Source organism: Acidobacteriaceae bacterium (genome assembly GCA_028283655.1).
GTDB lineage: Bacteria > Acidobacteriota > Terriglobia > Terriglobales > Acidobacteriaceae > Granulicella.
In genome coordinates, this window is the sequence record JAPWKE010000003.1 from 2,091,736 (window position 1) to 2,117,693 (window position 25,958).

31 protein-coding genes are annotated in these 25,958 nt (G+C 60.1%); 14 read left to right on the plus strand and 17 right to left on the minus strand.

Translation table 11 applies throughout. From position 1 onward, the window contains the following. Positions 1–38: 38 nt before the first annotated feature. Together mdh and purB are read right to left on the minus strand one after the other, a co-directional pair. Positions 39–971, minus strand: a complete 933-nt coding sequence (mdh, locus tag PW792_11695) for a malate dehydrogenase (GenBank protein ID MDE1162593.1) — start codon at positions 969–971, stop codon at positions 39–41. Between the two features lie 135 nt (positions 972–1,106). After that, positions 1,107–2,417 carry an adenylosuccinate lyase gene (gene purB, locus PW792_11700; GenBank protein ID MDE1162594.1) on the minus strand — a complete coding sequence of 437 codons (1,311 nt, stop codon included), beginning with the start codon at positions 2,415–2,417 and terminating at the stop codon, positions 1,107–1,109. A 173-nt stretch (positions 2,418–2,590) separates the two neighbouring features. Here purB and PW792_11705 point away from each other — a divergent pair, with 173 nt between their 5' ends. Next, entirely contained in the window at positions 2,591–3,031 is a 441-nt protein-coding gene (locus PW792_11705; protein ID MDE1162595.1) for a MarR family transcriptional regulator, read from the plus strand. Further along, a complete protein-coding gene (locus PW792_11710; protein MDE1162596.1) occupies positions 3,028–4,929 on the plus strand; it encodes a chloride channel protein in 1,902 nt (633 codons plus the stop codon). Before PW792_11705 ends, PW792_11710 begins: the two co-directional genes overlap by 4 nt. Positions 4,930–5,002: 73 nt before the next feature. Here the strand turns inward: PW792_11710 and PW792_11715 are convergent, their stop codons facing one another. The 3 genes from PW792_11715 to PW792_11725 are packed head-to-tail and all read right to left on the minus strand — an operon-like array spanning position 5,003 to position 6,410. Then, positions 5,003–5,260 (minus strand): glutaredoxin domain-containing protein, encoded by a 258-nt coding sequence (locus tag PW792_11715; protein MDE1162597.1) that lies wholly within the window; start codon positions 5,258–5,260, stop codon positions 5,003–5,005. Positions 5,261–5,292: 32 nt separating this feature from the next. Then, entirely contained in the window at positions 5,293–6,066 is a 774-nt protein-coding gene (locus PW792_11720; GenBank protein ID MDE1162598.1) for a glucose 1-dehydrogenase, read from the minus strand. Further along, a complete protein-coding gene (locus PW792_11725) occupies positions 6,066–6,410 on the minus strand; it encodes a DUF3175 domain-containing protein (GenBank protein MDE1162599.1) in 345 nt (114 codons plus the stop codon). The genes PW792_11720 and PW792_11725 overlap by 1 nt, the downstream gene beginning before the upstream one ends. Here PW792_11725 and PW792_11730 point away from each other — a divergent pair. After that, positions 6,352–6,570, plus strand: a complete 219-nt coding sequence (locus PW792_11730) for a hypothetical protein (GenBank protein MDE1162600.1) — start codon at positions 6,352–6,354, stop codon at positions 6,568–6,570. The two genes, PW792_11725 and PW792_11730, sit on opposite strands and share 59 nt — an antisense overlap. A gap of 74 nt (positions 6,571–6,644) precedes the next feature. On the opposite strand, the gene tadA is transcribed toward PW792_11730, so the two are convergent. The 7 genes from tadA to PW792_11765 form a co-directional block, all read right to left on the minus strand. Next, on the minus strand, positions 6,645–7,115 hold the full coding sequence (tadA, locus tag PW792_11735) for a tRNA adenosine(34) deaminase TadA (GenBank protein MDE1162601.1): 471 nt from the start codon (positions 7,113–7,115) through the stop codon (positions 6,645–6,647). Positions 7,116–7,147: 32 nt separating this feature from the next. Continuing rightward, a complete protein-coding gene (locus tag PW792_11740) occupies positions 7,148–8,506 on the minus strand; it encodes an amidohydrolase family protein (GenBank protein ID MDE1162602.1) in 1,359 nt (452 codons plus the stop codon). 22 nt (positions 8,507–8,528) lie between these two features. After that, positions 8,529–9,140, minus strand: a complete 612-nt coding sequence (locus PW792_11745) for an HD domain-containing protein (protein ID MDE1162603.1) — start codon at positions 9,138–9,140, stop codon at positions 8,529–8,531. Further along, positions 9,133–9,408, minus strand: a complete 276-nt coding sequence (locus PW792_11750; protein ID MDE1162604.1) for an Imm53 family immunity protein — start codon at positions 9,406–9,408, stop codon at positions 9,133–9,135. The genes PW792_11745 and PW792_11750 overlap by 8 nt, the downstream gene beginning before the upstream one ends. Before the next feature lie 75 nt (positions 9,409–9,483). Further along, the gene (locus PW792_11755) at positions 9,484–9,810 is read right to left on the minus strand and encodes a hypothetical protein (protein MDE1162605.1); all 327 of its coding nucleotides are present in this window, start codon (positions 9,808–9,810) and stop codon (positions 9,484–9,486) included. 28 nt (positions 9,811–9,838) lie between these two features. Next, positions 9,839–10,429 (minus strand): cytochrome P460 family protein, encoded by a 591-nt coding sequence (locus PW792_11760; protein MDE1162606.1) that lies wholly within the window; start codon positions 10,427–10,429, stop codon positions 9,839–9,841. 75 nt (positions 10,430–10,504) lie between these two features. Continuing rightward, the gene (locus PW792_11765; protein MDE1162607.1) at positions 10,505–11,566 is read right to left on the minus strand and encodes an agmatine deiminase family protein; all 1,062 of its coding nucleotides are present in this window, start codon (positions 11,564–11,566) and stop codon (positions 10,505–10,507) included. A gap of 104 nt (positions 11,567–11,670) precedes the next feature. Between PW792_11765 and PW792_11770 the strand changes: the two genes are divergently transcribed. Beyond that, positions 11,671–12,627 (plus strand): hypothetical protein, encoded by a 957-nt coding sequence (locus PW792_11770; protein MDE1162608.1) that lies wholly within the window; start codon positions 11,671–11,673, stop codon positions 12,625–12,627. Between the two features lie 22 nt (positions 12,628–12,649). Here the strand turns inward: PW792_11770 and PW792_11775 are convergent, their stop codons facing one another. Both PW792_11775 and PW792_11780 read right to left on the minus strand, forming a co-directional pair. Further along, positions 12,650–13,579 (minus strand): carbon-nitrogen hydrolase, encoded by a 930-nt coding sequence (locus PW792_11775; protein MDE1162609.1) that lies wholly within the window; start codon positions 13,577–13,579, stop codon positions 12,650–12,652. Positions 13,580–13,677: 98 nt separating this feature from the next. Continuing rightward, a complete protein-coding gene (locus PW792_11780; protein MDE1162610.1) occupies positions 13,678–14,232 on the minus strand; it encodes a pyruvoyl-dependent arginine decarboxylase in 555 nt (184 codons plus the stop codon). A gap of 390 nt (positions 14,233–14,622) precedes the next feature. On the opposite strand from PW792_11780, the gene PW792_11785 reads away from it, so the two are divergent. Then, positions 14,623–16,053, plus strand: coding sequence for a glutamine synthetase family protein (locus tag PW792_11785; protein ID MDE1162611.1), 1,431 nt, complete (start codon positions 14,623–14,625; stop codon positions 16,051–16,053). Between the two features lie 80 nt (positions 16,054–16,133). Here PW792_11785 and PW792_11790 read toward each other — a convergent pair whose 3' ends face one another. Next, the gene (locus PW792_11790) at positions 16,134–16,484 is read right to left on the minus strand and encodes a hypothetical protein (GenBank protein ID MDE1162612.1); all 351 of its coding nucleotides are present in this window, start codon (positions 16,482–16,484) and stop codon (positions 16,134–16,136) included. Positions 16,485–16,593: 109 nt separating this feature from the next. On the opposite strand from PW792_11790, the gene PW792_11795 reads away from it, so the two are divergent. After that, positions 16,594–17,520, plus strand: coding sequence for an EamA family transporter (locus PW792_11795; protein MDE1162613.1), 927 nt, complete (start codon positions 16,594–16,596; stop codon positions 17,518–17,520). A gap of 56 nt (positions 17,521–17,576) precedes the next feature. After that, complete coding sequence (locus PW792_11800; protein MDE1162614.1) at positions 17,577–17,873, plus strand: hypothetical protein; 297 nt, start codon at positions 17,577–17,579, stop codon at positions 17,871–17,873. A 141-nt stretch (positions 17,874–18,014) separates the two neighbouring features. On the opposite strand, the gene PW792_11805 is transcribed toward PW792_11800, so the two are convergent. Further along, positions 18,015–19,271 carry a threonine synthase gene (locus PW792_11805; GenBank protein MDE1162615.1) on the minus strand — a complete coding sequence of 419 codons (1,257 nt, stop codon included), beginning with the start codon at positions 19,269–19,271 and terminating at the stop codon, positions 18,015–18,017. Between the two features lie 60 nt (positions 19,272–19,331). Between PW792_11805 and PW792_11810 the strand changes: the two genes are divergently transcribed. The 5 genes from PW792_11810 to PW792_11830 all read left to right on the plus strand — a co-directional run bounded on the left by PW792_11810 (position 19,332) and on the right by PW792_11830 (position 22,577). Further along, positions 19,332–19,505, plus strand: coding sequence for a hypothetical protein (locus PW792_11810; GenBank protein MDE1162616.1), 174 nt, complete (start codon positions 19,332–19,334; stop codon positions 19,503–19,505). Next, positions 19,502–19,795 carry a type II toxin-antitoxin system RelE/ParE family toxin gene (locus PW792_11815; protein MDE1162617.1) on the plus strand — a complete coding sequence of 98 codons (294 nt, stop codon included), beginning with the start codon at positions 19,502–19,504 and terminating at the stop codon, positions 19,793–19,795. Before PW792_11810 ends, PW792_11815 begins: the two co-directional genes overlap by 4 nt. 1 nt (position 19,796) lies before the next feature. Continuing rightward, positions 19,797–20,732, plus strand: coding sequence for an HAD family hydrolase (locus tag PW792_11820; protein ID MDE1162618.1), 936 nt, complete (start codon positions 19,797–19,799; stop codon positions 20,730–20,732). A gap of 78 nt (positions 20,733–20,810) precedes the next feature. Beyond that, complete coding sequence (locus PW792_11825; protein MDE1162619.1) at positions 20,811–21,482, plus strand: lytic transglycosylase domain-containing protein; 672 nt, start codon at positions 20,811–20,813, stop codon at positions 21,480–21,482. Between the two features lie 24 nt (positions 21,483–21,506). Next, positions 21,507–22,577, plus strand: a complete 1,071-nt coding sequence (locus PW792_11830) for a lysylphosphatidylglycerol synthase transmembrane domain-containing protein (GenBank protein ID MDE1162620.1) — start codon at positions 21,507–21,509, stop codon at positions 22,575–22,577. 103 nt (positions 22,578–22,680) lie between these two features. Here PW792_11830 and PW792_11835 read toward each other — a convergent pair whose 3' ends face one another. Further along, entirely contained in the window at positions 22,681–24,225 is a 1,545-nt protein-coding gene (locus PW792_11835; protein MDE1162621.1) for a VWA domain-containing protein, read from the minus strand. A gap of 133 nt (positions 24,226–24,358) precedes the next feature. On the opposite strand from PW792_11835, the gene nrdR reads away from it, so the two are divergent. Both nrdR and PW792_11845 read left to right on the plus strand, forming a co-directional pair. Beyond that, positions 24,359–24,856, plus strand: coding sequence for a transcriptional regulator NrdR (gene nrdR, locus PW792_11840; protein MDE1162622.1), 498 nt, complete (start codon positions 24,359–24,361; stop codon positions 24,854–24,856). Between the two features lie 71 nt (positions 24,857–24,927). Next, complete coding sequence (locus tag PW792_11845) at positions 24,928–25,950, plus strand: isocitrate/isopropylmalate dehydrogenase family protein (GenBank protein ID MDE1162623.1); 1,023 nt, start codon at positions 24,928–24,930, stop codon at positions 25,948–25,950. Positions 25,951–25,958 lie beyond the last annotated feature (8 nt).

The window sequence follows — 25,958 nt, forward strand, 5'->3', positions numbered from 1 at the left end:
CGCCCGAAGGCGGCCTTTCTCCTTGCTTGCAGTATTGCTTAGGCAACGCCGATGACGGTGCAGAGTTCCTTCACCGCTTCAGCCGATTTGTTGAGAGCAGCCTGCTCTTCCTCCGTCAGCTTGATCTCGATGATCTTCTCGAGGCCCTTGGCGCCGAGCTTGCACGGCACACCAACGTAAAGGCCGCTGATGCCGTACTCACCCTGCAGATACGCTGCGCAAGGCAGAATCTTCTTCTTGTCCTTCAGGATCGCTTCAACCATCTCCACCGCCGAGGCCGAGGGAGCGTAGTACGCCGAGCCGGTCTTCAGATGCTTGACGATCTCTGCACCGCCGTTGGCAGTGCGGGCCTCGAGCTCCTTCAGGCGAGCGGGCTCGATCAGTTCGGTGATCGGGATGCCAGCAACCGTTGAGTAACGCGAGAGCGGCACCATGGTGTCGCCATGACCGCCGAGCACGAAGGCCGTAACGTTCTCTACGGAGACTTCGAGCTCTTCTGCGATGAAGGTGCGGAAGCGGGCGGAGTCCAGCACGCCAGCCATGCCGAGCACGCGCTCACGCGGCAGGCCGAGCTTCTTGAACGCGGTCTGCGCCATGGCGTCGAGCGGGTTCGAAACGATGATGAAGATGGCGTTGGGCGAAGCGGCGAGTGCCTTCTCCGCAACCTGGCTCATGATGCCGAAGTTGGTGTTCAACAAGTCGTCGCGGCTCATGCCGGGCTTGCGAGCAATGCCTGCAGTGATGACGACGATGTCCGAGTTTGCCGTGTCCGCATAGTCGTTGGTTCCAACGATGGCAACGTCGCGCTTCTCCACCTGCATGGCCTGCAAAAGGTCGAGGGCCTTACCCTGCGGCACGCCTTCGATCACATCGATAAGGACGACGTCTGCGAGTTCCTTAGCCGCGATCCAGTGGGCGGCAGTTGCGCCGACGTTGCCGGCGCCAATGACTGTAACTTTCTTGCGCTTCATGGTGTTTGCTATCTCCAAAAAGGATTGAGCTTGGCGTCCGAAGACCGTCTGGCTCACGGGCTTGATGATACGCCGTAGCGGTGTGCTTTGGCCGATATCGGCATGTTATGCGCGGATATCGGCCAGCCAACGCTCTCAGCCAGCCGCGAGAACACGTGCGAAGACTTTGTCGATGTTTGCAAGCTGACGCGTGTAGTCAAACGCGTGGTCGATCGTTTCCTTGTTCAGCTTCGCCGAGATCACGGGGTCAGCGTAGATGAGTTCGCGGAAGTTCTTGCCGTTCTCCCACGCGTCCATCGCGTGCGTCTGAACGGTCTTGTAAGCGTCCTCGCGGGTAAGTCCGGACTGCGCAAGCTCGAGCAGAAGCTGGCCCGAGAAAACGAGGCCGCCAGTAAGCTCGAGATTCTTCATCATGCGCTCGGGATAGACAAGCAGGTTCTCAATCAGAGTCGCCGTCTTCTGCAGCAAATAGTCGGTCAGCGTCGAGGAGTCTGCCAGCACAACACGCTCTGCCGACGAGTGCGAGATGTCACGCTCGTGCCAGAGAGCCACATCCTCAAAGCCAACCTGGGCGTTCGCACGAACGACACGGGCGAGACCCGAGATCTGCTCGCAGGTGATCGGGTTGCGCTTGTGCGGCATTGCCGACGAACCCTTCTGCCCCTTGGAGAAGAACTCCTCTGCCTCCCGAACTTCCGTGCGCTGCAGGTGGCGAATCTCGGTAGCGATCTTGTCCAGCGAGGAGGTGATCGTCGCGAGCGTGGCCAGGAAGTGAGCATGGCGGTCACGCGAAAGCACCTGCGTAGAGACCAGCGCGGGCTCAAGGTTCAGACCGGCGAGGATCGCGGCTTCGTGCTCCGGCTGCAGGTGGCCAAAGCTGCCGACGGCGCCTGAGAGCTTACCCACGCGGAGATCTTCTGCAGCGAGGTCGAAGCGCCGTAGGTTGCGACCCATCTCCGAGTACCAAAGCAGCATCTTCATGCCAAACGTCGTCGGCTCGGCGTGCACCCCGTGCGTGCGGCCGATCGTCGGCGTGTGCTGGAACTCGATCGCGCGGGTCTTCAAGGCCTCACGCAGACGGACGATTCCAGCACGGATGAGCACAGAAGCTTCTACGAGCGCGAGCGCCTGCGCGGTGTCGACCACGTCGGTCGAGGTCAGCCCGAAGTGCAGCCAGCGCGCAGCGTCAGAGCCTGCAGCTTGCACCGTCTCGGCAACCGAGGTGGTGAAGGCGAGCACGTCGTGGCGCGTCGTCTTTTCAATTTCGTTGATGCGATCTACGGTGAAACCGGCATGCTGGCGGAGTTCGCGAGCAGCCTCTGTGGGAACGAGTCCCGCTACGGCAAGAGCATCCGTGGCAGCCAGTTCAACCTGCAGCCAACGCGAGAACTTCGCCTGTTCAGACCAAAGATCGGCCATAACCGGGCGGCTATATCGAGAAATCATGCTAACTCCGACAAAAGATAGGGTTAGGCGTCAAAATGGGTATGCCTTCAACGCTCGCCACCTGCTAGTGTATTCGGATATCGCGATACCTACCTGTGGAGCTATCTGAGTGTGGGCCGAGGAGCGTCAAACCACGTCGGAATGCGATATAATAAAGAATGAGCGAGGATTTTATGAGCAACGACACGAACGAGCTGTCTGCTGCCTTTGCGCCGTACCTGCAGGATCTGGCCGCATTTCGTTTTCAACTACGTAAGTTCCTGTCTTTCAGCGAAGTAGCTACGGAGCGTACGGGCATTCAGGCGCAGCAGTACCAGCTGATGCAGGTGATCGCCTCCCTGCCTTCCGATCAGCAGTCGTCGATTACCTATCTGGCAGAACGCATGGTGCTGCGCCACAACTCCACCGTGGAGTTGGTCGACCGCGCCGAGCGCGCAGGTCTGGTGGAGCGTCGCAACGATGCCAAGGACCTTCGTCGGTCGCTGGTTGTGTTGACGCCGAAGGGCGACGAAATTCTGCGGGCCCTGATCGCAGAACACATGCAGGAAGTGAAGCGCGTTGGACCTGAGCTGATCCACGCATTGCAAGAACTTATTAACTCGGAGACGGAGTGACCCCTACAGCAGCTGCCCGATTACGCGATTACACGGCCGATAGTCGCATCTTGTATGTGAGTGCTTTGGCCGCAGCCCTTGGAGCAATTGCTGCTGCTGCCGCATGGGCTTTGCTGATGCTGATCGCATTAGCCACCAACCTGTTCTACTTCCGCCACTGGAGCTTTGTCGATCACGATCCGTGGCAGGCCACCATGCACTGGTGGAACATCTTCATCCCCGTTATTGGCGGGTTGATCGTAGGTGTGATCGCGCGCTATCTGGCGCCTCAGGTTCGCGGACACGGTATGCCGGAAGCCGTAGAGACAATCGTCTTTGGCGGCGGTAAGGTTCGCCCTCGCGTTGCCGTTCTTAAGCCAATCGCAACAGCTATCGCCATCGGTTCCGGTGGCCCGTTCGGTGCAGAAGGTCCGGTGATCGTGACCGGCGGGGCGATCGGTTCCGTACTCGGCCAGTTGCTGCCGATGACAGACTCTGAACGAACCGTACTGATGGTGGCTGGCGCGTCCGCAGGCATGGCCGCGACGTTCAACTGCCCGATGGCTGCGATCCTTCTTGCCGTTGAAATTCTGCTCTTCGAGTGGAAGCCTCGCTCCATCGTCCCTGTTGCCATCGCCTGCGTTACAGCAGGTGCGGTTCGCCGTCTGTTGCTCGGCCCTGCCGCGTTGTTTGCCATGCTGCCGTCCACCAAGCCCGTGCATCATCAGCAGATGCTGGGCGCGTTGCTCATCGGCATCGTGGCTGCGTTCTTCGCAGCGTTCCTCAGCAAAGCGATCAGCTTCAGCGAGCACATGTTCCACAAGCTTCCCTTCCACTGGATGTGGTGGCCTGCAATCGGTGGCCTGGGCGTCGGTATCGGCGGCCTGATCTTCCCTGAAGCACTGGGTGTCGGTTACAGCACGCTGCAGGTAATGATCACGAACGGACGCTTCACGGCATGGCACATCCTGCTGGGCGTACTCATCATCAAGACGCTGGTGTGGGTCTTTGCGCTGGGCTCGGAAACCGCCGGCGGTATTCTCGCTCCCTTGCTTCTGCTGGGTGGAGCGATGGGGGCAACCCTCGGCCACGCGATGCCGACGATGTCGGCTGGCTCGTGGGTCGTCGTCGGCATGACCTCAACGCTTACCGCTGCAATCGGCTGCCCGCTGACCTCTGCGATGCTGGCGCTTGAGCTGACACGCAACGCCGGGCTCATGCTGCCTGTGCTGCTGGCCTGCATGGCGGCGTACGCCCTGAGCGTACTCATTCAACCTCGCTCGATGCTGACCGAAGCACTAAGCGCCAAGGGCCTGCATCTGAGCCGCGAGTTCAGCGTCGACCCTCTGGAAACGATGCTCGTCTCGCAGGCGATGCACACCAGCGTCTTCGCCATGAACCAGGACGCTCGCGTACAGGACGCCATCGACTGGATGAAGACGATGGAAGAGCGTGGCGGCACCGCCTGGTCCCACTGGCAGCGCATCTTCCCGCTGGTCGATACAGAGGGCAAGCTCTGCGGCGTGTTGACGCGCTCGCAGATGCTGCACGCGGCAAACGCGGGCGATCCGCAAGCACCGCTGCTGCAGTTCGGTCAGACGGAAGCCCAGGTAATCTCGCCGTTCCATACGCTGAAGGCCTGCGCCGCAGCCATGGCATCGTCGAAGCTAACGGCGTACCCGGTCGTCTCCAGCGACGGCAAACTGCTCGGCGTGATGACCATCGACGATCTGTTGAAGGGTCGCCAGCAGCAGTCGCATCGCGAGAACTCTCGTGCTCGCGTCCTGCGTTTGCGCTGGCCGTTCGGCAGCCACGAACCCATCGTCGAAGGCGCGGCTACGGTTGTTCCCGCCTCGCGTCCGATCGATGACAGGGCCGCCGCCGAAGCCGCTGCCGATGATGAACTGATCGGGCACTAGAAACTGCTTTGGGCAAACAGAAAGGGCACGGCTCACGCCGTGCCCTTTCTCATTTTCGTCACGCGCTATGCGATTACTTGTTTCCAACACCAAAAAGTTCAGACATCTCCTCATGCAGGAAGCCCTGCCCCGGACGATAGGGCTGCACCCATTTGCCGTCGATCACAAACTGAGGAATACCACGCTTGCCGGTCTGCGCGATCACTTCGTCGGCGGCTCCCGGTGTAGTCTCGATGTCGATCTCGCGATACGGAATATTGTTCGTGTCGAGAAATTGCTTGGCCACGCGGCAGTCACGGCACCAGTCAGCGGAGTACACAAGAAGTTCCATCCCTCTATTGTCTCGCAGATGAGCTTTCGGCGTCACTGCTCGTGATAGTTCCGGATCAGTCCCCCATCAATGAAGTACGTGGAACCAGTGACATACGCCGCATCGTCGCTTGCAAGGAACGCGGCAACTCCGGCAACCTCCTCCGGCTTGCCAAGCCTGCCCAGCGGAATGTTACGCAGTAAAGCCTTCATTTCGGTTGGGTTGTTGAGCAGCGAGTCATTGATCGGCGTAGCGATCGCTCCGGGCGCAATGTTGTTGATGGTGATGTTGTACGGACCAAGCTCAACAGCAAGATCGCGCATCAGCATTCGCATACCGCCCTTTGACGCGCAGTAGGTTGCGAACTTCGGGAAGACCATATCTTCATGCACCGACGAGATATTCACGACCCGCCCCGGACGCTTGGCATCGCGAAGCTTGCGTACAAAGGCCTGCGTCAGGAAGAACGCCCCCTTGAGATTCACGTTGAGCACCATATCGAAGTCGGCCTCGGTCACATCGCAAAACTCAGCCTCCTTCTCCACGCCCGCGTTGTTGACGAGGATGTCGCAGGAACCGAGCTGAGCCCACGCCTGCTGGACGAGGTTCGCTGTGTCCGCCAATTTCGAGACGTCTGCCTGCACAAGGATCGCCTTGCTGCCTGCTGCCGCAACCCGGTCCGCCGTGTCCTGCGCCTCATCCTTGTGATTGCGAAAATCAACAACAATCGAGGCACCTTCAGAGGCCAGACGAACAGCAATGGCCTTGCCAATGCCTGAACCCGAACCTGTGACGACTGCAACCTTGCGATCGAGACGACGTGACATTAGCGACTTCCCTTCTTCGTCGTCTTTTTGGCGACCTTTTTTGTTGAGCTTGATTTGGCAGAAGTCTTCTTCGCCGTTTTCTTTACGGTCTTTTTTACCGTCTTCTTCGCAGACTCCCGAGGAGACTTGCCTTCCTTCTCCCGCAAAATATCCTTTGCTTTTTCAAGCGTCTTCGTCCTCTCCGACGAAAGATTTTTGCCGCCTCTGTTCTCGTAAAAGGAGAGCATCTGCATCGCCTGACCAGGGCCTTTCGGAGAAACGGACTTCTTCGACAATCCCTCAGCGATGGTCTTCGCAGACTTCTTAAAAAGTCCTGGACCCGGCTTTGTCGAGTCTGTCGTCACCTTTGCCGACCATCGTTTCGCAGGCGGCGTTGTTGATCGTTTTGCTGACTTCTTCGGAGCTTTCTTCGTTGAACTCTTCTTTGCCGCTTTCCCCGTTGCCATCGGATACACCTTTCCATCGCTCACAGGTTGTGATGCGATTTCCGGAGACGATGGCTAATTACGTTTTGTGAAGCGTCGGGAACCTGTTTCTAACAGCAAACCCGGAGCGGGAGAATTGGAGCGAAATTTCGATTACGCCAGCTTTCCGCTGTTGCGACGCGATCGAAAAAACGTTGTGAGCATCCTGCTGCACTCCGCTGCGAGAACGTCCGCTGTCACCTCAATACGATGGTTCAGAGCGCCATGATTAAGCGCCTGCATCACGGAGCCATCGGCACCAGCCTTCGGATCACGTGCCGCGTACACGAGGCGCGCGATGCGTGCATGGGTCATCGCTCCGGCACACATCACGCAAGGCTCCAGCGTACAGACAAGCGTGCATCCGGTAAGCCGATAGTTCGCCAAATGCGCTGCAGCCGCGCGCATCGCGACAATCTCGGCATGGGCTGTTGGGTCATTCTGTCGAATGACCTGGTTGTTGCCGCGGCCGATAATCTCGCCTTCCGCCGAAAGCACGATGGCCCCGACAGGGACTTCGCCCGCTGCTTCAGCAGCGCGGGCGTCGTCCATAGCGAGGCGCATCAGAGATTCATCGTCGAGCATTTCATCCTGCAAAGGCATCGAGATGATTGTAGTTAGTTTGCCGGTGCAGGCGGAGGATTCGGGATCAGCCTGCCGTGGTGATACACCGCTGCGATGTGCTCCGTGTTGTGAATGTTCGCGAGCGGGTTCGCCGTGAGAACGATGAAGTCTGCGGAGTACTCCGGCTTCAACTCACCAACACGCAGCGTTGGATTGAGCTTGTGAATGAACTTGCCTGTGGTGCCAGTGCCCAGCGTAATCGCCTGCAGCGGCGTCAGGCCAGAGGCGACAAGATCCTGCAGTTCGCGATGCTCGCTGAAGCCGGGGATGCGGCCAGGAGTGGCACCCGAGTCGGTCCCCAAAGCGACAGGGATGCCCGCGTCATAGACGCGCTTGAGGTTCGCGCGCGCCATCGCCTCGTCCTTCTCATGCTGCGGCGTCAGAGGAGCAGCAAGCGTCTTGCTCGCATAGTCGGGCGCCTCCAGCGTGGCAAGAAGATCGGGGCCCGCAGCGGCACGGAAGAACGGGCTCTTCAGCAACGCCGGATCTTTGGCGTACAGATAGAACGCTTCATCAAGCGCCAGCGTAGGAATGTACCAGGTACCGTGCTGCTTCATCGCTGCGATCAACGCCGGGTCGATGGGCTGGTCGCGAACCGAGTGAGCGAGAAGGTCGATGCCATCGGCAACCAGCTTCTTCGCGTCCGCAATGTAGTAGACGTGGGCCGCGATGGGCAGGTGGTCCTTGTGCGCTTCATCGATAGCCGCAGCATAGATCGCGGGGTCCATCTTCGGAACCTTGTTGTAGAAGTTGTCGACCCAGACCTTCACGATATCCGTGTGGTGCGCGGCGTACGCGTCAACGTCCTTGCGGGCTTCTTCCGGCGTTGACGGACGATCAACTTGTCCCGGCGCAGTCTTGAACGGTGGTGCGCCGTTGGGCACGCCGATGCCACGGCCAGCGGTCAGCAGCGTAGCTCCACCGAGCTTGCCTTCGTGCTGCTCTTCACGCAGCGTGTAAACCAGGTCCGTATTCAGGCCGAGCGAAGTCACCGTCGTGACGCCGAAACGTTCGAACTGATCGAGTGAAGCCGTAACGTTGGCGCGGTTGTACGCATCCGGCGAAGGCGTTGCGTTGTTCAACAGCACGCCAAGATGCGAGTGTGCGGAGATGAGGCCCGGGATAATGAACTTGCCCGTGCAATCGACGACCTTTGTCGGGGCATGGCTGCGGGCCTTGCCCGTGGGAGCAACCGAGACAACGACGCCATCACGAATCGTGAGATCGACGTGCTGCTGCGCGGGCGCGCCGGTGCCGTCAACGAGTGTGGCGTTGCGGAAGAGAGTGGTTTGCTGGGCGGCTGCGGTAGAGGCGACGAGAGCGACGGAGAGAGCGAGATGTCGGGCACGCATATGCTCTTAGCATGCGCCCAAACTACTCGAGATGCGAGCCCGCCTCGGCGTCGAGCGCGAGCAGAAAGCTGCGCAATGCAGCAATACGCGGAGCGGCAAGAGCACGCGTAGCCTCGAGCCGAATCTGCTGCGGCAACGTATCCAGCACCCGCTGAAGGCTGCGGCTCGCATCGGTAAAGCGATGAAAACGCGTGTCCGAACCAAGCTTTGCCGCTGTACGAAGAACGCCGATCGCGCCGAGCTGCTCAAGGATGTCAGCATCGCGAAGCACGATGGCTTCGGGCGAAGTAGGCGTATCGTGCGGCTGGTGCTGCTCGATAACTTCTATGACTGCGGTCAGTTTTTCCGATGGAAAACCGACGTCTGCAAGGATGCGCGGAGCCTGCTCGCGCACATACGCGACATGGTCCCACTGCTTCAGCTGCTCGGGTGACTCGGGCCGATGCCCGATGAAGACGCCGAGATCATGTAGGAACGCCGCCGCGAAGAGCACGTCATCATCCACCACGAGTTGCTCTGCGGCAACAATCTGCTGCGTGAGCGCATAAAGCCGCGGCTGATGGCCGTACTTGTGCGCGGGGTTCGCTTGCTCGCGAAGGTACGCGACGAGTGCGGGACGAAACTCTTCAGGCATAAGTTCTCTGCTCGATCCAGTGGCGAAACGTCGTCAGTATGGCATCGAGGCTGGAGCCTGCCCCCTTGAAGAGACCGTTGGCCACGCTTGCCGAAAGCCAACCCGCTTCATCGCTGCGCGTGTTCGCCAACGTAACGTCAAGCGCGCGCTGGCCGGTGTCGATAACCACCATCCAGCCGCCGGTCTCCAGTGTTTCGATGGTGACCACAGCATGATGCTGCGCCTGCCAGCGTTCAAGCCAGTCGAGATTGGTGGAGATTTCACTCATGCGTTATCTCTGCGCGGAGCAGCAAGCTTCACTCCGAAGGACAACTATAAATGGAACGCCTTACGAGCCCGAACTCTACGCGCCGCGCACCTGCGGTTTGGCAGCAGGGCCGAAGAACTTGGCAATCTCAGCCGCAAGTGCGCGAAGCTTCGGCTGCCGCGTGGCAAGGGCTGCATCATCAAGCTCGAACGCTCCCTGCCAGATGCCCGACAGAACCGGCTCGATGCGCTCGGCAGTAAGCTCCGCGATCGTCCATGTGCTGAGCAATTCGTGAATCTCTTCAGCCTCGATCTCGTACTCGTCCCCCGGAGCGCCTTCGGCAAGGAAGCCTTCGACGTCAATGGTGGCTACGATTTCGTTAATGGATTCGAGGTCAGGCGGCGGTGGCCAGGGCTTGCTCATAGAACGGAGGAACTCCTGATAAAAGTTGCTACGGGTTGAGTACTTCGATCTGCTTCAGATACTCGGGCGAGAGTGTGTGCTTCTGCGTCGCAACGGGGAGCAACGTGGGATAGAACTGCACGAACGTCGTCTCCACGGCAGCGTGCTGCTCATGGCAGCTATAGCAGTCGGCCGTGGTGGGAACAACCTTTGCCGCAGCCGCCCCGGCATCCGCTTCATAAAAGCGCCACGCGCCTTTGTCCTTCACGTGGATCTCAAGCCCCATCACATCAGCGGACTGCGTATGGCCGCGCTTGTTGATCGAGACCGGGCTGTCAGCTCCACGCACTTCGAGGATAAACGTCGTCTGCTCCGGCCATCTCCCCGTCGCCAGGAAGGCACGATATGACTCGGGGTTGACGAAGACATTGTCAAAGCGATGATGCGCAGGATCGGCGCCCACCGCGTACGACATATCCATACCGGAAGTAAGGAAGATCCACTCGCGATACTGCTGCGGCACAACAAGATCCTTCTTGGCGGTGTAGGCAGGCGCGTTCGTCGTCTTCTCCGCCGCATTGACAGCAGTTGGAACGGCAAAGAGCGCGAGGCAAAGAAAAGCTGCGGCTGGTTTCAGCATGGAGCATTCATCCTTTTCGAACGAGGCAATGTTGCTAGTACGCAGCCGCAGCCGAGTTGGTTCCGTTGCAGAAGCCTAAGCAGGCTCCTGCTGCGAGAGGCAATGCAGCGCACCGAGGCCCCAGATCAGATCGGTGCAGTTGATCCCCGTAACCTTATGCTTCGGGAAGCACTCTGCAAGGGTGTTCAGCGCGATGCGATCGTTGGGATCGTTGAACGTCGGCACAATCACAAGCCCGTTCGCGATGTAGAAGTTCGCATAGCTCGCGGGCAGGCGTTCCCCTTCAAAGACCACCGGCGCGGGCATGGGCAGCGTCTTGATCTCGAACGGACGCTTGCTCAGGTTGCGTGCAGACTTCAAGCGGTCGAGGTTCTCCGCCAGCGGCTCGTGGTTTTCGTCGCTCTTGTTCGCCTCAATTGCCGTCAGGATCGTGTTCTTGCCGACGAAACGTGTGATGTCATCGACATGGCCATGCGTGTCATCGCCTGCACAGCCGCGGTTCATCCACAACACCTTCTCGACGCCGAGGTACTGCTGAAACGCAGCCTCAAGCTGCTCCTTCGTCACGCCGGGGTTGCGCTGCTGAACGTCCGAGAGCAGACACTCTTCCGTGGTGATGAGGATGCCTTCACCATTGGTATCAATCGATCCACCTTCGAGCACGAGACGCTGCTTCTTGCCGTTCGCCAGCGTGATCTCGGGCTGCACGGAGCTCATCTTGTGCAGCTTCGCCACGCGCGACGGAATCTTGTCATCGTTCTTCCAGTTCGGATACTTCGCCCAGGCATTGAAGCGCCAGTCCGTGATCTGCCGTTCGCCAGCAGCGTTCTTCACGAAGATCGGGCCGGAGTCACGCAGCCAAATGCGATCCGTCGGCCACTGGTGAAAGTGAATGCGCTCAAGCGTCGCGTGCTGCCGCGTCAGAATCGTACGAGCGCGCTTCTCTGCGGCAGCATCGTTGACGAGCAGATGCACATCTTCGACCGCAGAGAGCAGGCGAACGATCTCGGCATAGACCCACGGAATCGGCTGAAACTTGCCAGGCCAGTCCTCCGCATTGTGGGGCCAGGCGATCCAGGTAGCGGCGTGCGGAGCCCACTCTGCGGGCATACGGAAGGTGACGGGTTGAGAGCTCATGCTTCGATCATTTTAGTGGGCAAATGTGAAAATAGAGCATGGGCCCTTTTCGTTGCTGGCAATGGTTGATTTGCACCGTCCTCCTACTAGGCTGCACGAGCGCCATGCACTCGCAGACGTCAACGATCGACAGCGACCATGATGGCTTGCCCGACGCACTCGAGCAGCAGTTGCTGGAGCAGTTTCTTCCATCGTTTTCGATCGGTCAGCATGAGTGCGCCGGTCTGCCAGCGGAGTTCACTCCGGGCATCGTCTCCCCGAAACCACTGGCCGAAGACGGTACCATCTACGGCCAGGCGTTCCTCGCAAAGCATTCCACCCCCGAGCACCCTCTCGTGGAGTTGCACTTCTACCACCTCTGGGCCAAAGACTGCGGCGCACGCGGCCACACCCTCGACACCGAGCACGTCGCCGCCCTCGTAGAAGCCTCTTCGCCAGACAGAAATAAAGCGAAGTGGACGGCAGAGTACTGGTACGCTGCCGCGCATGAGAACACCGTCTGCGAAGTCAGCCAGATCGCTCGCGCGTCCACGCTGAAGGCAGAACATCACGGCGCAAAGGTCTGGGTATCTCCGGGAAAACACGCGTCGTTCCTGAATGAAACGCTCTGCAAAGCCGGTTGCGGCGCAGACCATTGCGAAGACATGACGCCCATGAAGGTGACGCAACTCATCAATCTGGGAGAGATCAAGCACCCGATGAATGGATCGACGTTCATCGCTTCCACCGCATGGCCGCTTGAGACCAAGATGTCGACGACGAACTTTGCGGATGAACCGATTGCGAGGCTCGACGCCATGCCCGAAAACGACATCGCCTGGTATCTCCCCGGCAAGCATCCCGCCCAGGGCGTCATCGCCGTAAGCGGAACGACCGCCGGAGCGATTGCCTTAGGTGGTGACGACACCGGTGCGGCACTCTCGCTCGCCGACGACAAAACCAGCAACGCGCTTGGCACCAGCTATCACAAGACCAAACACGCCCTGGGCCTTTCGATGAAGAACGTCGGCAAAGCGCTGCGAATGTCATCTGGAGACAAGAAGGACCCCGCCACGCCGTAGCGAGATCCTCCGATTGGAAGCCTTAGTCCAGGAAGCGGCTGGTGATGCCGCCGTAGGCGTCGATGCGGCGATCGCGCAGGAACGGCCAGTGCTGACGCGTAATCTCCACTTCCTTCGCATCAAGGTCAGCGTAGAGAATCTCTTCCTTGTCGTGCGACGCCTTGGCGAGGATACGGCCGAAGGGATCAGCGATGAAGCTGCCGCCCCAGAACTCGAGGCCTGCGCCTTCGGGCCCCTTCATCATCACGCCGTTATGCTCCACATCGCCGTGCTCGTGGCCCACGCGGTTCACCGCGCAGACGAACACGCCGTTTGCGATCGCGTGCGAACGCTGAATCGTCTGCCACGCGTCGTACTGGCGCTCGCCATACTCTTCCTTCTCGCTGGGATGCCAGCCAATGGCCGTCGGGAAAAACAGCGTCTCCGCGCCCTTCAGCGCGGTAACGCGAGCGCCCTCGGGATACCACTGATCCCAGCACACGAGCGTGCCAATCGGACCAGCCGAAGTGCGCTGCGCCATGAAGCCAAGGTCGCCCGGCGTGAAGTAAAACTTCTCGTAATAAAGCGGATCGTCCGGGATATGCATCTTGCGATACACCGACGAAAGGCAGTCCTGGTTGGGGCTTGCGTGGTCAAGGATCGCCGCCGTGTTGTGATACAGCCCCGGAGCGCGACGTTCAAAGAGGCTCGCCACAACAACGAGCTTGTACTCGCGAACCACTTCGGCAAGCGCCGCAGTGGACGGCCCCGGAATGGCCTCGGTAATGTCAAAGAGCGCGTGGTCTTCGCGCTGGCAGAAGTACTGCGCACGGAAGAGCTCCGGCAGGCAGATGAGGGTTGCGCCATTTTGCGCGGCTTCGCGCACGCGGGCGACGGCCTTCGCCAGGTTCGCCTCGGTGGAGGCCTCACACGACATCTGAATCAATGCAACTCGGGTAGTTTTCGCAGCCATTCTTCTTCCCTGCTCCTTACGTGGTCTTCCTTCAAACAAATCAAAAGCGCCAACGGTTTTCGTCAGCGCCATTGCTCATACTGCCCCTGCGCTTCGGGTTACTTCGCGTCGTCACGCAGCAGAATCGCTGCAACGATCGTCGTAGTCCAACGACCGTTTTTGTCGCCAACCGCCGACTGCGTTACGTTCGCCGTACGCACAATCCTGTTCGAGATCCTGTAGATCTCTTTCTTCTCATCCCAGCTCTTGTCAGGGTCAAAGTCGACGTCGAGCGTGGTGGCAAGCATCTCTGCGGCAAGCTCTTCTGCATAATCTCCAACCTGCTCCTCGGTTTCGCCGAAGGCGTGATGTTCGGAGAGGTAGCCGAAGGCGTTCTGGTCCGTCGGGATCGCCACGCCGATGGAGCTGACCGCAAGACGTTGCGGCTCGCGCGTGGCACTCTCTGCAACAACGGCGAAAACAGCATCGCCCGGAGGAAGACGCTTCAGACCTTCTTTCCGGGTCAGCAGCCTGCAGTTGGGTGGAAAGGTCGACGAAACCCGGACAAGGTTTTCTGCAGCAATGCCAGCGTCGCCGAGCGCCATCTCAAAGGAGGTGAGCCGGTCCTTGTGCTTGCCGACACCCTTCGTAAAGAAGAGGCTCGTGGGAACCATGTTCTTGCCCAGGACTGAACCCTCCCCAGGGATTGCCGCAGCCTTTGGCTGGGCAGCATTTGGCTGGACTTCCACGCAAAACTAGCGTTATGCCCAGAGAAAAGTATCCCACGTTTTGACTCCGGCCGCATGATCGGAGCATGAAGATCGCGGCATCGTTTCTCCGGCAAAAAGCACGGCCTCCGATCTGCGGGCTTTCTCTCCGCAAATGCTTGCGACAGGCAGGTTCACGCACTATCGCAGAGAAATTTCTGCTAATTTTGAGGCAGGGTTTCCCGAATATCGGACTGTGCACTTTTCTACCGTATTCTCGAAGTCATAGCAGCATCTCTAGGTATCTTCCGGGCCGTGAGCGGCCAGGGCATCTGTGTAGTCATGTAAAGGAGCACTATGTCGAGCGAATTTCGCAATTTTCTGGAGTTGTCGTACGAAGAACTTGAGGAGATGAACCTCAAGGCCAAAGACCAGCGCAAGAAGCGCGTGGATCCGGGCAAGATCCAGGAAGAGCGTTTGAAGTACCTGACCGATACGCCGGGCATCAAGGCGGTCACGGTCCTGTTCTCCGACCTTGAAGGTCGTCTACACATGCTCGACTATGACAAAAAGTTCCTGGTCAACAGCTATGACAACCTCACGTTTGACGGCTCTTCGATCCGCGGCTTTACCGCGCAGCGTGAGTCCGATCTCCGCCTCGGCCTTGACTGGAGCTCCTTCTATTACGCTCCCGCCGACATCTTCGGCGCAGGCAAGTGCCTGGTCTTCGGCGAAGTCATCGACAAGGACGGCAAGCCCTACCTCGGCGACGCACGCGGCCTGCTGAAGACGCTTGCTGATGAGCAGTTCAAGACCAACGGCTACACGCTGAACGCTGCCAACGAAATCGAAGGCTTCCTCTTCGACGGCCTCGACGCAGAGCGCGAGTTCCATAAGACCGGCAAGTTTGAATACGTCAACCACGGCGGCTACTACCACTCGCTGCCCGGCGACCCGCTCCGCGAGTTCATCGATATCTCGGCTGAAGTACAGCGCGCGATGGGCTTTGAAAACGAGAAGGACCACCCGGAAGTGGCTCCCTCGCAGTTCGAAATCAACTACACCTACGGCGACGTCGTCGCGGCTGCTGATCAGATCCAGCTCTACAAGCTGATCTGCCGCCAGGTTGCCACGCAGATGGGCATGACCGCCAGCTTCCTGCCGAAGCCGGTCACCGGCGTAAACGGTTCGGGCATGCACACCAACGTGTCCATCACCAAGAACGGCGAGAACCTCTTCTGGGATCCGAACGGCGAAGAGAAGGTCTCCACCATGGCATGGGAGTTCATCGACCGCATCCTCACGCATGGCAACGACATCTGCCTGCTGCTGAATGCTTCGGTCAACTCGTACCGCCGCCTCGATCCGCACTTCGAAGCACCGAACCAGATCAAGGCTTCGGCCACAGATCGCGGCTCGATGGTTCGTATCCCCATCGGCAACAAGAAGTCTGCCCGCGTGGAAGTTCGCTCGGTAGGCCCGGACGCGAACCCCTACATGGTGCTGCACTCGGTCTTCAAGACCGGCCTGCACGGCAAGACCTCGGACATCAAGAACCTGCGCCAGGCCGAGCGTTACCTGCCCGACAACATCTACGACGCGATCCAGAACTTCCGCGACGCAGAGTGGACGACCGAGCTGCTCGGCGCCGACGTGAAGCAGCGCTACGCCGACCTGAAGCAGGCTTCGGCAGACCGTTGCCCGCGCCTGCTCGGCACCATCGTCAAGCCCTGCGAAGTGCAGTTCCACCACGACGTCTACAACCAGCTTCTGTGGGGCCAGTTCTAAGGCTCTGCTCAATAGCAAAAGAAAATCGCGCTTCTGGCCTATGCCGGAAGCGCGATTTTCTTTTGCTCGAAGTGCAAAATCTACGCGTCGGGATAAAGCAGGCTCGCCTTCCCCGACATCTCGAAGTACAGGCACTCTTCACGAAGCTGGCGACAGACCGAGGCCAGAAACTCCTTCAGCTCCGGCACACCTTCGTCGTTTGGCAACGCAACGACGAACTCGCGGTGCTCGCCATAGAGCTGCTGCCCATGCTCATCGCGCCAGAAGCCGAAGAGGCTGGCCGACGTAGCGGTGTAGCCGCCAAAGTGCTCCACCAGGAACGCGTGGACGCTGCGCTCCAGCGACTCGCCGCTGCGGGCGGGCTGCATCAGCTTCAGCGACGGAAGCAAAAAGCGAACGTTCTTGCCAAGCGGTTTCTCGTGATACGGCATAACGGTCCTGTCTGGTTCAGGGATGGGCAACGCGGCTTGCTTCGAGTGTAGCTGCCAGGCATGTCGCTGCAAGCCTCCACAGACCCGCGTGCGAAGCTGGAGGGGCACCATGTTGAACCGCACTCAAAATCGTCCGCTGGGTTTCGCCGCCTGCGCGCTGGCCAGCATGTTCTGGGGCTGCGGCTTCTTCTTCGGCAAAATTGCCCTGCATGAGATGAACGTCGGGGCGATGGTGCTCTTCCGCTGGACCTTCGCCTGCATCGCCCTGCTGCCCATCCTCCTCACGCACAAACCCAGCTTCACGAAGCGCGAGTGGGGCGAACTTGCCATTGCGTGGAGCTTCGGCGTCCCGCTGCAATTCCTGCTGCAGTTCAAAGGCCTTTCCCTCACCTCCGTCTCCCACGCCTCGCTCATGGTCGGCACCATGCCCGTGATCCTCGCCGTCGGCGCAACTCTCTTCCTGCGCGAACGCCTGCAGCTTGCGGGCTGGATTTCCATCGCCTTTTCGACCGCGGGCGCGGCCCTCATCGTCATGGGCAAAAGCGTTGCCGGGCGCGGCGACGCCCCCACACTGCGCGGCGACCTCTACGTTGTCGCCTCGCTAGCGATCGCACTCGTCTGGGTACTCGGCAACAAGAAGCTGATGGCCAAACACTCGGCCCTGATGGTAACCGCGTGGGGCGCACTGCTCGGCACGGCGATTCTCGCCGTACTGACGCCGATGCTCTACGGCCTGCCCTCGCTGCACGTCAGCGGCAAGGCCTGGGCGGCCTCTGCTGCGGCTGGATTTCTCTGCACCGCAGCCAGCACCGCGCTCTGGAACTGGGGCCTGACGCAGGTCCCCGCCTCGCAGGCCGGCGTGCTCCTCAACATGGAACCACTCATCGGCTCCCTGCTCGGCGTCCTCGTTCTGGGCGAGCAGCTCGGCACGGCAGCCTACCTCGGCGGAGCCATGATCGTCGTCGCCGCCATCACGCTCACCGTAGTGTCTTCGCGCTCCGCAGCAGCCGAAACTTTTCTGGTGGAGATGCAGTAGCGACTGCTATGCTGCTCGCGTCGTCCATCTGCGACGGCCACAGAAAGAAGGTACCTATGCTTCGTAAGACCTCGATCGTTCTTGCAGGCCTGTTGATGATGGTCAGTGGCATCAGCGCCCAGGACAAAGCGGCTCCCGCGCAAAAGAACGCCCAGCCCGCCCAGTTGAAGCCGCAAGCCAAACAGGCTCCCGGCGCAGGCCCGGACAAGGTCTGGATCAACACCTCGTCAAAGGTCTACCACTGCCCCGGCGCCACCTACTACGGCAAGACAAAAGAAGGTAAGTACGTCACCGAAGCCGAAGCGAAGAAAGAGGGTGCCAAACCCGCGCACGGCCAGGTCTGCTTCAAATAACTCCTCCGCCAGCAATATGATGGCCGAGCCAGCGAGACATTAGACCAGCAGACATTAGACAGCGAGACATTAGACAGTAAAGAGGCCTCACAACCAGCCGTCTCTACTGTCTAATGTCTCTCTTCTGTCTAATGTCTTCTTCTACACCGGCGTAATAATCCCACCCACCGGCAACGACTTTGGCAGCAACCCGGGCCGTCTCAGCTTCATCGCCGCAGCCATCGTGTCGACATACTTCAGCCCTGCCCCGGTGTTGAAGAGCACCACCTTATCGCTTGCCTTCAACTCACCCGACGCCAGCAGCTTGTCGTACGCCGCCGTCGCCGCCGCTCCTTCAGGCGAGAGAAACAATCCCTCGTTCCTCGCCCAGTCCCCCACCGACGCAAGAATCTCTTCGTCCGTGCTCGCCACCACCGAGCCGCCGCTCTTGCGCACAATGTCCAAAATGATCGCGTCGCCATACGGCTTCGGCACGCGCAGCCCGGCAGCAACAGTGTCGGCGTTCTGGAAGAACTCGCTCTCCGCCTTCCCGGCCTCATAAGCCGTCGCAATCGGCGCACAGCCCGCGGCCTGCAGCGCATACATCTTCGGCCGCTTGCCCGTCACCCAACCCAGCGCTTCCATCTCTTCAAACGCCTTCCACATGCCGATAAGCCCGACGCCGCCACCAGTCGGATAGAACACCGCCTCCGGATACTCCCAGCCGCACTGCTCCACCAGCTCATAGCCCATCGTCTTCTTGCCTTCGACGCGAAACGGCTCCTTCAACGTCGAGATGTCGAACCAGATCTCTTCCGGCGCAACTCCCGCCTCGCGCTGCGCCTTGATCGCTTCTCCAACCATGCGCGCGCAGTCAGAGATCAGCCCATCCACCAGCGTGACCTCCGCGCCATAGAGCACGCCCTCCAGGTGGTTCGCCAGCGGCACATCCTGCGGCATGTAGAGATGCGCCTTGATGCCCGCCGCCGCCGCGTAAGCCCCCAGCGCAGACGCCGCGTTGCCAGCGCTCGGTACCGCAAGATGCCGCAGCCCATAGTGCTTCGCCATCGTCACAGCCAGCCCCAGCCCCCGCGCCTTGAACGTGCCCGTTGGGTTCGCACCCTCTTCCTTCACCAGCAGCCCAGGGAAGCGTTTGCTCTGCAGCATCGGCGTCCAGCCTTCGCCCAGCGTCACCGGCGCAACGTCGGGCAGCACATCGCGATAACGCCACATCCCCAGCGAGTGCGAGGCCTCCGCTGCATAGCGAGCGACGTTCTCGCGCTTCGCCGTACGGCGAAGCTGTTCCAGGTCGTAGCGAACAGACAACATTCCCGCGTCCAGCGGGCAAAGCGTCTGCGGTGTGTCGGCGGAAAGCTGGTGGCCGCAGCGCGAGCATTCGAGAAAAGCAATCTTTGGCATAGCAACAATAGGCTATCGCGACAACGAGCCTGGAAGTTAGCATGGAGCCAAGGAGTTCCTATGGCGATCACTCATCGGTTTGGCGCACCCAGCCCGGAAACCCCGGAGGAGCTTGAGAAGCTTCTGCAGGAAGCCGAAACAAGCGGAGAGCCAATCGAGATGACGCAGCAGGAATGGGATCGCCTGCGCGATGAGGTCCGTCATGAAGCCGAGAAGCGCCGGAAAGCTTCTTGATCCGCTATCAGCCGCAATCCATTCAAGACGTGCGATCTGTGGCTTCCTACTTCGAGGAAGCAGCAGGGCTAAACCTTAGCAATCGCTTCGTCGATGCCTTCCAGCAGACATGCAGCTTCCTGGAACACTCCCCGGGAATCGGAAGCCCCTTGAGCCGAAGCACCTACCGCCGTTTCCGCGTCGATGGCTTCGAACGATACCTGATTTATTACCGCGAGATCGAATCAGGGGTTCTCATCGTCAGGGTTCTGCATGGGATGCGTCATTTACCCTCAATCTTGGCAGAATAACGTGAATAGAAAGCCCCAACTGATCGCCGTCGACATGGACGGCACCCTGCTCGGCTCTGACGGCAAAGTAAGCACCGGCAACATGGCAGCCCTGCGTGCGGCGCACGCCGCACGCGTCGAAGTCGTCGTTGCGACCGGCCGACGGCATTCGTTTGCCATGCAGGCCCTGCGTGCCTGCAATCTACCCGGCAAAAACGCCCTCATCAGTTCGAACGGCACCGTCATTCGCACTGTGGATGCAGCGTTGATTCATCGCAGCCACATGTCCGCCGAGGCCGCCAGGTGGCTCGTGCAACATAGCAACGAGTTCCGCTCCTCGATGGTCTTCACCTTCGACTGCGTTGGCACAAACGGTGACGACCAGCAGGGTGCGCTCGTCGCGGAGCATGGCCACGATCTTGATGGCAACATCGGTCGCTGGATGGAGGCGAATCGGGCCTACTTCGCAAACGTCAACCGCCTGGAAGACGCGTTCGACGGCAACGTCGGCGACCCGATTCAGGCGATGCTGTGCGGCACCCCCGAGCGGATGGACGAGGCGCTGAAGCACCTCCTCCAAAGCAAGCGGGTCGTGCTCTGGGAAGGCGAACAGAACGCCCCGGAGGCGGAAATCGTGCTGCACCGCACCGAGTACCGCGAGAAAAACCTCATCATCGTCGACATCCTCCCCGCTGGCTGCTCCAAGGCCTCCGCGCTGGAGAAGCTCGTAGCCCTGCGTGGCCTCTCCATGGCCGACGTCCTCGCCATCGGAGACAACTGGAACGACGTGCCCATGCTCGAAGCCGCAGGCCAGGCCATCGTCATGTCCAACGCGCCGGAAACCCTGCTAAAGATGGCAAACGACCGGGGCTGGAGCCTCGCTCCGACCAACGACGAAGACGGCGTGGCGTGGGCCATCGAGCAGGCCCTGGCTGCAGAGCCCGCGCTGACCCGCTAAGCAGGAATTTCAACCTAACGAAACAGCCGTTTTGGTAGTCTTACAACAGTGACTCCCCTGTTCCGGATGCGGTGTGTAGTGACGCTGTTGGCCTGTGCCGCGGCTCTGCCTGCGTGCGCGATGGAACGCGTCAACCTTCGAACCGGTTTCAGCTATGACTGCACACGGCATGAGTCGCTGCAGAATGGCAACGTCCGGCTCTATATCGACGCGAACGCCAACAACTACGTCGACCTTTCAGCCGCACAGATCGAGAGCGTCGACATCCTGCCCGACCCTCCGCCGGTCGTCGTTGTCATCGTTCCCAAACCGTCAGCCGCAACAACGGGCGAACCGGATGTAAAGGCTCTGCTTTCAGACGCCGGCTCGAAGCACAACATCGACGTCGATCTGCTGGCAAGCGTCGTTCGCGCCGAAAGCGGCGGTCGGCAGCGCGCGGTTTCGCGCACCGGGGCGCAGGGCCTGATGCAACTGATGCCCGGCACCGCCCATCAGTTGGGCGTGAACGATGCCTTCAACGCCGACCAGAACATTCATGGCGGCACGGCGTACCTCGACGCCCTGCTGACGCGCTACCACGACAACGTCGTGCTGGCTCTGGCCGCGTATAACGCCGGTCCGGCAGCCGTGGACAAGTACCACGGCGTTCCGCCGTACCGCGAAACCCGCCAGTACGTCGTGCGGGTCGTCAACGAGTTCAAGCGACGCAAAGCGGCAGAAGCTCGCACGGTAAAACTGGCTCAACGCTAACGCGTACCGTAGGATGTTCCCGAGGTGAGCGTGCACAAACTGCGGAATATCCTGATCGGGCTGCTGCTTGCAGCCCTGCTAGTGGGCCTTTGGTGGGCGCATACTCATGTTCCGTTTGACTGGGGCAATCTGCGGACGCAGATGCGCTCGGTAAACTGGTTGCTCATCGCGGCCGGCGCTGCAATGATTCACCTCTCCTTACTGCTTCGGGCGTGGCGTTGGCGCACGCTGCTGGGCCGCGAAGCCAATGGAGCCAGCGGCGCAAAGCTCGTGGGCCCACAGTTCGTCGGCTTCACCACGGTAGCGCTCTTCGGCCGTGTCGCCGATCTCGCCCGCCCCTATATGATCGCCCGCAAGACCGATACCCCCGTTGGCACGCAGCTTGCGGTTTACTCGCTCGAACGGGCGTTCGACCTTGCCGCAGCCGCCATCCTCTTCTCCACGACGCTGATCTTCGTACCGAAGGACATGCCGCACCACCATGAGTTCGTCCGGGCCGGGCTCGCCGCGATGACGTTGACGCTGGTGATCGTGGTCTTCGCCCTTCTGGTGCGCTTCTCCGGTGGCGCGCTCGCGTCCATGGCCCGGGGAGTCTTTCGCGTCGTCTCGCAGGAGTTTGCCAACGGCGTCGCCGAAAAAATTCTGGACTTCCGCCAGGGCATGACCACCGTAAACTCCTGGGGCCAGATGCTCGGCTGCCTCCTGTGGTCGCTCGCCGTCTGGGGTCTGATCGCCGCAGCCTACTGCGTTACCGCCCGATCCTTTGCCCTGACGCCGGAGCTGTCCCACTTCACCGTCTCGATGACAATGCTCCTGCTGGCAACCAGCATGGGCGCCTCCCTGCTCCAACTGCCGGTCGTCGGCTGGTTCACCCAGATCGCCGCCCTTGCGCTGGCCCTGCACGCCTTCTTCGCCGTCCCGGTAGAGGTCGCCTCCGCCGCTGGCGCTCTGCTGCTGCTGGTGACCACGCTATGCATCGTCCCGGCAGGCCTGGTGGCCGCAAAGCTGGAGGGCGTAAGCCTGAAGGCGGTGGCAAAGACCAGCGAAGCGGCTGAGAGTTCCGTTCTGGACGGCAGCAGCGAACCGCAACCCTAAGCGATTTCCGGCAAAAAAGAAGAACCTCCGCACCCTGCTGAAAATGGCAGCTGCGGAGGTTTTTGAGTGTGTTCGTAAAACGTTTCAAAACATCGTTCGGAGGTTATTTCAGCACGATATCGTCGGTGCCCATTTTGCCATTTCGGGCATCCCGGACCACGAAGCGAACACGGCGAGCATTCGACGGAACGGTCACGGGCAGCTTGAACGTGACGCCTCCGTTCACGCGAGAAGCGGTCAACTCCCGCGCAACATGCCCCAAAAGCTTGCCTTTTCCGTCATACCAGCCTGCGGCCACGGTGTCCTCGGTGCTCTGATTCCCCTCTGCCGTGGGGTCAGACCACGCAATCCCCTGCTCTGACACGGCGATGCTGTACGTTCCATCGCCGTCCTTCGTCGCATGAATCTCAAGCCCGTTGTACGAGATGGTGGAGGTCAAAGCAGAGCTTAGATCGAGCTGCAGATTGGCACGCGCCTGCTTGGCGTCCATCGTCTTGTCCATCAACGGATTCAGGTCCGGCGCGGAGTTCGCGTAGTACCCCGAGCGTGTGACGGCACGAAGGTCAGGGTCTTTCATGACGATGTGAACGGTGCGATAGTCCGTCTTCGCATCCACCAGAACCGAAGGGGTGTAGGAGAGTGTGTAGTAGTCGCGCCCTTTGTTTATGCCCTCTCCGATGATGTTGTCGATGTCGTTGCGGCCGGTGAAAGCGGTGCCGCCGGTGGAAGGAGCGAGGCTGGAAAAGCTGATACCGCCCGAGCCGAAGGGGTCACTGCCGTATTCGTCGGTGACGTTCAGATCATCCGGGCTTTCGACGTCGACCGTTGCGGAAGAACCCGGAGCAGGGTTGATGGAGTACATGGTGATGCGTGCCGCGAGCAGGCGCGAGGTGACGCGCCGTATCGCGGCTTCGAGCGTTGCCGTGGTCTGGTCGTCAAGGCCAACAAGGTTGGCGGTGGGGAAACCGGTCCCGACCCAGATGAGGTTCTTGCGGCCCGGCGTGCCGGTGGAGGCTTCGCAGATCTGCTGAAGCGCGGCAAGCACCTGCGCCATGCGCTCTACCGCTGCGGGGCCGCCACGCTGGTTCGCCTTATACGGGAACTCCGGCATGTGCTTCTTGACGATCTGGATAAGAGCATCGCGGTCCTGCGTGTAGTCGTGAAGCTGCGAGAACCGGGAGTTTGTCGCAACCAGCAGAACCGTGGGCTGAGGCAGGACAGCGGGTTGGCGCTGCAGATACTTCACCAGCATCTGCCGGGAGTAGCTCATGTCTTCAAAGCGGGAATTCAACTCGTCGAGCACCAGAACCGTGACGGGAGCGTCGCCGATCTTGCGCAGATCTGCAGCAGAGTTGACGATGGGCTTGTCCGCGGCGGGCATACGGTGCTCGTCCGGGGTTTCGAAGTGGCGGATGCGCTGCTCGACTCCGTTGTCTTTGATGACGAAGTCGTCCTTGGTCAGCTTGCGATCGACGAGGTTGCCCTTCTTGTCCGTCACGACGACGTCGAGCACGACAAGTTGTGTGGTGACGTGGAGAGTGGAGCTGTCCGACGAGGTCGAGGGCTGCTGGGCAGCAAGGCCGACCGACGTAAACGTCGCGGCAAGAAGAGACATAGCGGTAAGAAGGCGCAACGGGCGGAACGGCATCTGCTGAGAACCTCAACGCAAGCGATAGGAAGGGCGCGTACCAGTCTAGACGCAATCGTGCAGGGTTTTGTTGCGATCGATCTTCGAACCTCTCAAGCCAGCACTGGATACCGGAAGGTACAATCGATTCGCTATGAAATGTCCGTACTGCGGGTTCACCCAGGACAAGGTGATCGACTCGCGAGAGAGCAAAGAAGCCGATTCGATCCGCCGCCGGCGGGAGTGCGAGCGTTGCAATAAACGCTTCACGACGTATGAGCGTTTGGACGAAATTCCCTACATGGTGGTCAAAAAAGACGGTCGCCGTGAGCGGTTTGACCGTCAGAAGGTCCTGCAGGGCCTGCTGCACTCCTGCCAGAAGCGCAAGGTGAGCGTGACGCAGATGCAGGAGATTGTGGACGCCGTGGAGTCGTTTGTCGTGGACTCGCCGGAGCGCGAGCGGTCGACCTCGGCCGTGGGTGAGTTGATCATGGCCCGGTTGAAGGACATGGACACGGTCGCTTACATTCGCTTCGCGAGCGTCTATCGCGACTTCAAGGATGTGAACGAGTTCAAGGAAGAGCTCGAAGGTCTGCTGCGCGGTGGTAGCCGCCAGGACGCTGGAAAATTGAAGCGTCCGGGGCTGCGGTAGCGCGGGCAAAAGGATTTCAGCAATACAAGCAGTACAAACGACTTCAGCAACACAAACGATGAGGAGAGACGATGGCAGACGTTCGCACGCATAAGATCACGCTGGTTCCCGGCGATGGTATCGGCCCGGAAGTGGCTGCAGTGATGGTGAAGGTGCTGGAGACAGCAGGCGCGAAGAACGGCTGCGCGTTCGAGTGGCACTCCTTCGAAGCAGGCGCTGACGCCCATGCGAAGAACGGCGTGCTGATTCCTGAAGAGCTTTATACGTCGATTGAAACGAATAAAGTCGCGATCAAGGGACCGACGGCGACTCCCATCGGCGGCGGTTTTTCGTCGATCAATGTGGCGATGCGCAAGAAGTTCGACCTCTACGCGAACGTGCGCCCGGTAAAGTCCCTGCCCGGCCTGGAGACGAAGTACCCCGGCATCGACCTGGTGATCTTCCGTGAGAACACCGAAGACCTGTACGCCGGGCTTGAAGTGATGGTGAACCCAGACATCGCGCAGAGCCTGAAGATCATTACGCGCAAGGGTTCGACACGCATTGCGGAAGCGGCGTTCGAATATGCGAAGAACAACGGCCGCAAGAAGGTTCACTCGATCCACAAGGCCAACATCATGAAGCTGTCGGATGGCCTGTTCATCAAGTGCACGAAGGAAGTCGCGGAGAAGAACCCCGAAGTCCAGTACGCTGAGCACATTGTGGACAACGCCTGCATGCAGTTGGTGATGAACCCGTACCAGTACGACGTGATCCTGACCGAAAACCTGTACGGCGATATCCTGAGCGATCTTTGCTCGGGCCTGATCGGCGGTCTTGGACTCGTCCCGGGCGCAAACATCGGCAAGGATTGCGCGATCTTTGAAGCCGTGCACGGATCGGCCCCCGACATCGCGGGACAGGACAAGGCAAACCCCACGGCGCTGCTGCAGTCGGCCGTGATGATGCTGAACTACCTGGGCGAAACCGAGACCGGCGCGCAGGTGCAGGCCGCGATCGAAAAGGTCTACGCCGAAGGCAAGACGCTGACCCGCGATGTGGGCGGCAACTCCGGCACAAAGGCGTTCGGCGAAGCGGTTATCGCAGCGCTGTAACTCACTCA

Excerpts from the sequence above, each read along its gene's own strand:
- mdh (MDE1162593.1), bottom strand. The coding sequence starts at position 971 with ATGAAGCGCAAGAAAGTTACAGTCATTGGCGCCGGCAACGTCGGCGCA.
- purB (MDE1162594.1), bottom strand. The coding sequence starts at position 2,417 with ATGATTTCTCGATATAGCCGCCCGGTTATGGCCGATCTTTGGTCTGAA.
- PW792_11705 (MDE1162595.1), top strand. The coding sequence starts at position 2,591 with ATGAGCAACGACACGAACGAGCTGTCTGCTGCCTTTGCGCCGTACCTG.
- PW792_11715 (MDE1162597.1), bottom strand. The coding sequence starts at position 5,260 with ATGGAACTTCTTGTGTACTCCGCTGACTGGTGCCGTGACTGCCGCGTG.
- PW792_11720 (MDE1162598.1), bottom strand. The coding sequence starts at position 6,066 with ATGTCACGTCGTCTCGATCGCAAGGTTGCAGTCGTCACAGGTTCGGGT.
- PW792_11730 (MDE1162600.1), top strand. The coding sequence starts at position 6,352 with ATGGTCTTCGCAGACTTCTTAAAAAGTCCTGGACCCGGCTTTGTCGAG.
- tadA (MDE1162601.1), bottom strand. The coding sequence starts at position 7,115 with ATGCTCGACGATGAATCTCTGATGCGCCTCGCTATGGACGACGCCCGC.
- PW792_11740 (MDE1162602.1), bottom strand. The coding sequence starts at position 8,506 with ATGCGTGCCCGACATCTCGCTCTCTCCGTCGCTCTCGTCGCCTCTACC.
- PW792_11745 (MDE1162603.1), bottom strand. The coding sequence starts at position 9,140 with ATGCCTGAAGAGTTTCGTCCCGCACTCGTCGCGTACCTTCGCGAGCAA.
- PW792_11750 (MDE1162604.1), bottom strand. The coding sequence starts at position 9,408 with ATGAGTGAAATCTCCACCAATCTCGACTGGCTTGAACGCTGGCAGGCG.
- PW792_11755 (MDE1162605.1), bottom strand. The coding sequence starts at position 9,810 with ATGAGCAAGCCCTGGCCACCGCCGCCTGACCTCGAATCCATTAACGAA.
- PW792_11760 (MDE1162606.1), bottom strand. The coding sequence starts at position 10,429 with ATGCTGAAACCAGCCGCAGCTTTTCTTTGCCTCGCGCTCTTTGCCGTT.
- PW792_11765 (MDE1162607.1), bottom strand. The coding sequence starts at position 11,566 with ATGAGCTCTCAACCCGTCACCTTCCGTATGCCCGCAGAGTGGGCTCCG.
- PW792_11770 (MDE1162608.1), top strand. The coding sequence starts at position 11,671 with ATGCACTCGCAGACGTCAACGATCGACAGCGACCATGATGGCTTGCCC.
- PW792_11775 (MDE1162609.1), bottom strand. The coding sequence starts at position 13,579 with ATGGCTGCGAAAACTACCCGAGTTGCATTGATTCAGATGTCGTGTGAG.
- PW792_11780 (MDE1162610.1), bottom strand. The coding sequence starts at position 14,232 with ATGGTTCCCACGAGCCTCTTCTTTACGAAGGGTGTCGGCAAGCACAAG.
- PW792_11785 (MDE1162611.1), top strand. The coding sequence starts at position 14,623 with ATGTCGAGCGAATTTCGCAATTTTCTGGAGTTGTCGTACGAAGAACTT.
- PW792_11790 (MDE1162612.1), bottom strand. The coding sequence starts at position 16,484 with ATGCCGTATCACGAGAAACCGCTTGGCAAGAACGTTCGCTTTTTGCTT.
- PW792_11795 (MDE1162613.1), top strand. The coding sequence starts at position 16,594 with ATGTTGAACCGCACTCAAAATCGTCCGCTGGGTTTCGCCGCCTGCGCG.
- PW792_11800 (MDE1162614.1), top strand. The coding sequence starts at position 17,577 with ATGCTTCGTAAGACCTCGATCGTTCTTGCAGGCCTGTTGATGATGGTC.
- PW792_11805 (MDE1162615.1), bottom strand. The coding sequence starts at position 19,271 with ATGCCAAAGATTGCTTTTCTCGAATGCTCGCGCTGCGGCCACCAGCTT.
- PW792_11810 (MDE1162616.1), top strand. The coding sequence starts at position 19,332 with ATGGCGATCACTCATCGGTTTGGCGCACCCAGCCCGGAAACCCCGGAG.
- PW792_11835 (MDE1162621.1), bottom strand. The coding sequence starts at position 24,225 with ATGCCGTTCCGCCCGTTGCGCCTTCTTACCGCTATGTCTCTTCTTGCC.
- nrdR (MDE1162622.1), top strand. The coding sequence starts at position 24,359 with ATGAAATGTCCGTACTGCGGGTTCACCCAGGACAAGGTGATCGACTCG.
- PW792_11845 (MDE1162623.1), top strand. The coding sequence starts at position 24,928 with ATGGCAGACGTTCGCACGCATAAGATCACGCTGGTTCCCGGCGATGGT.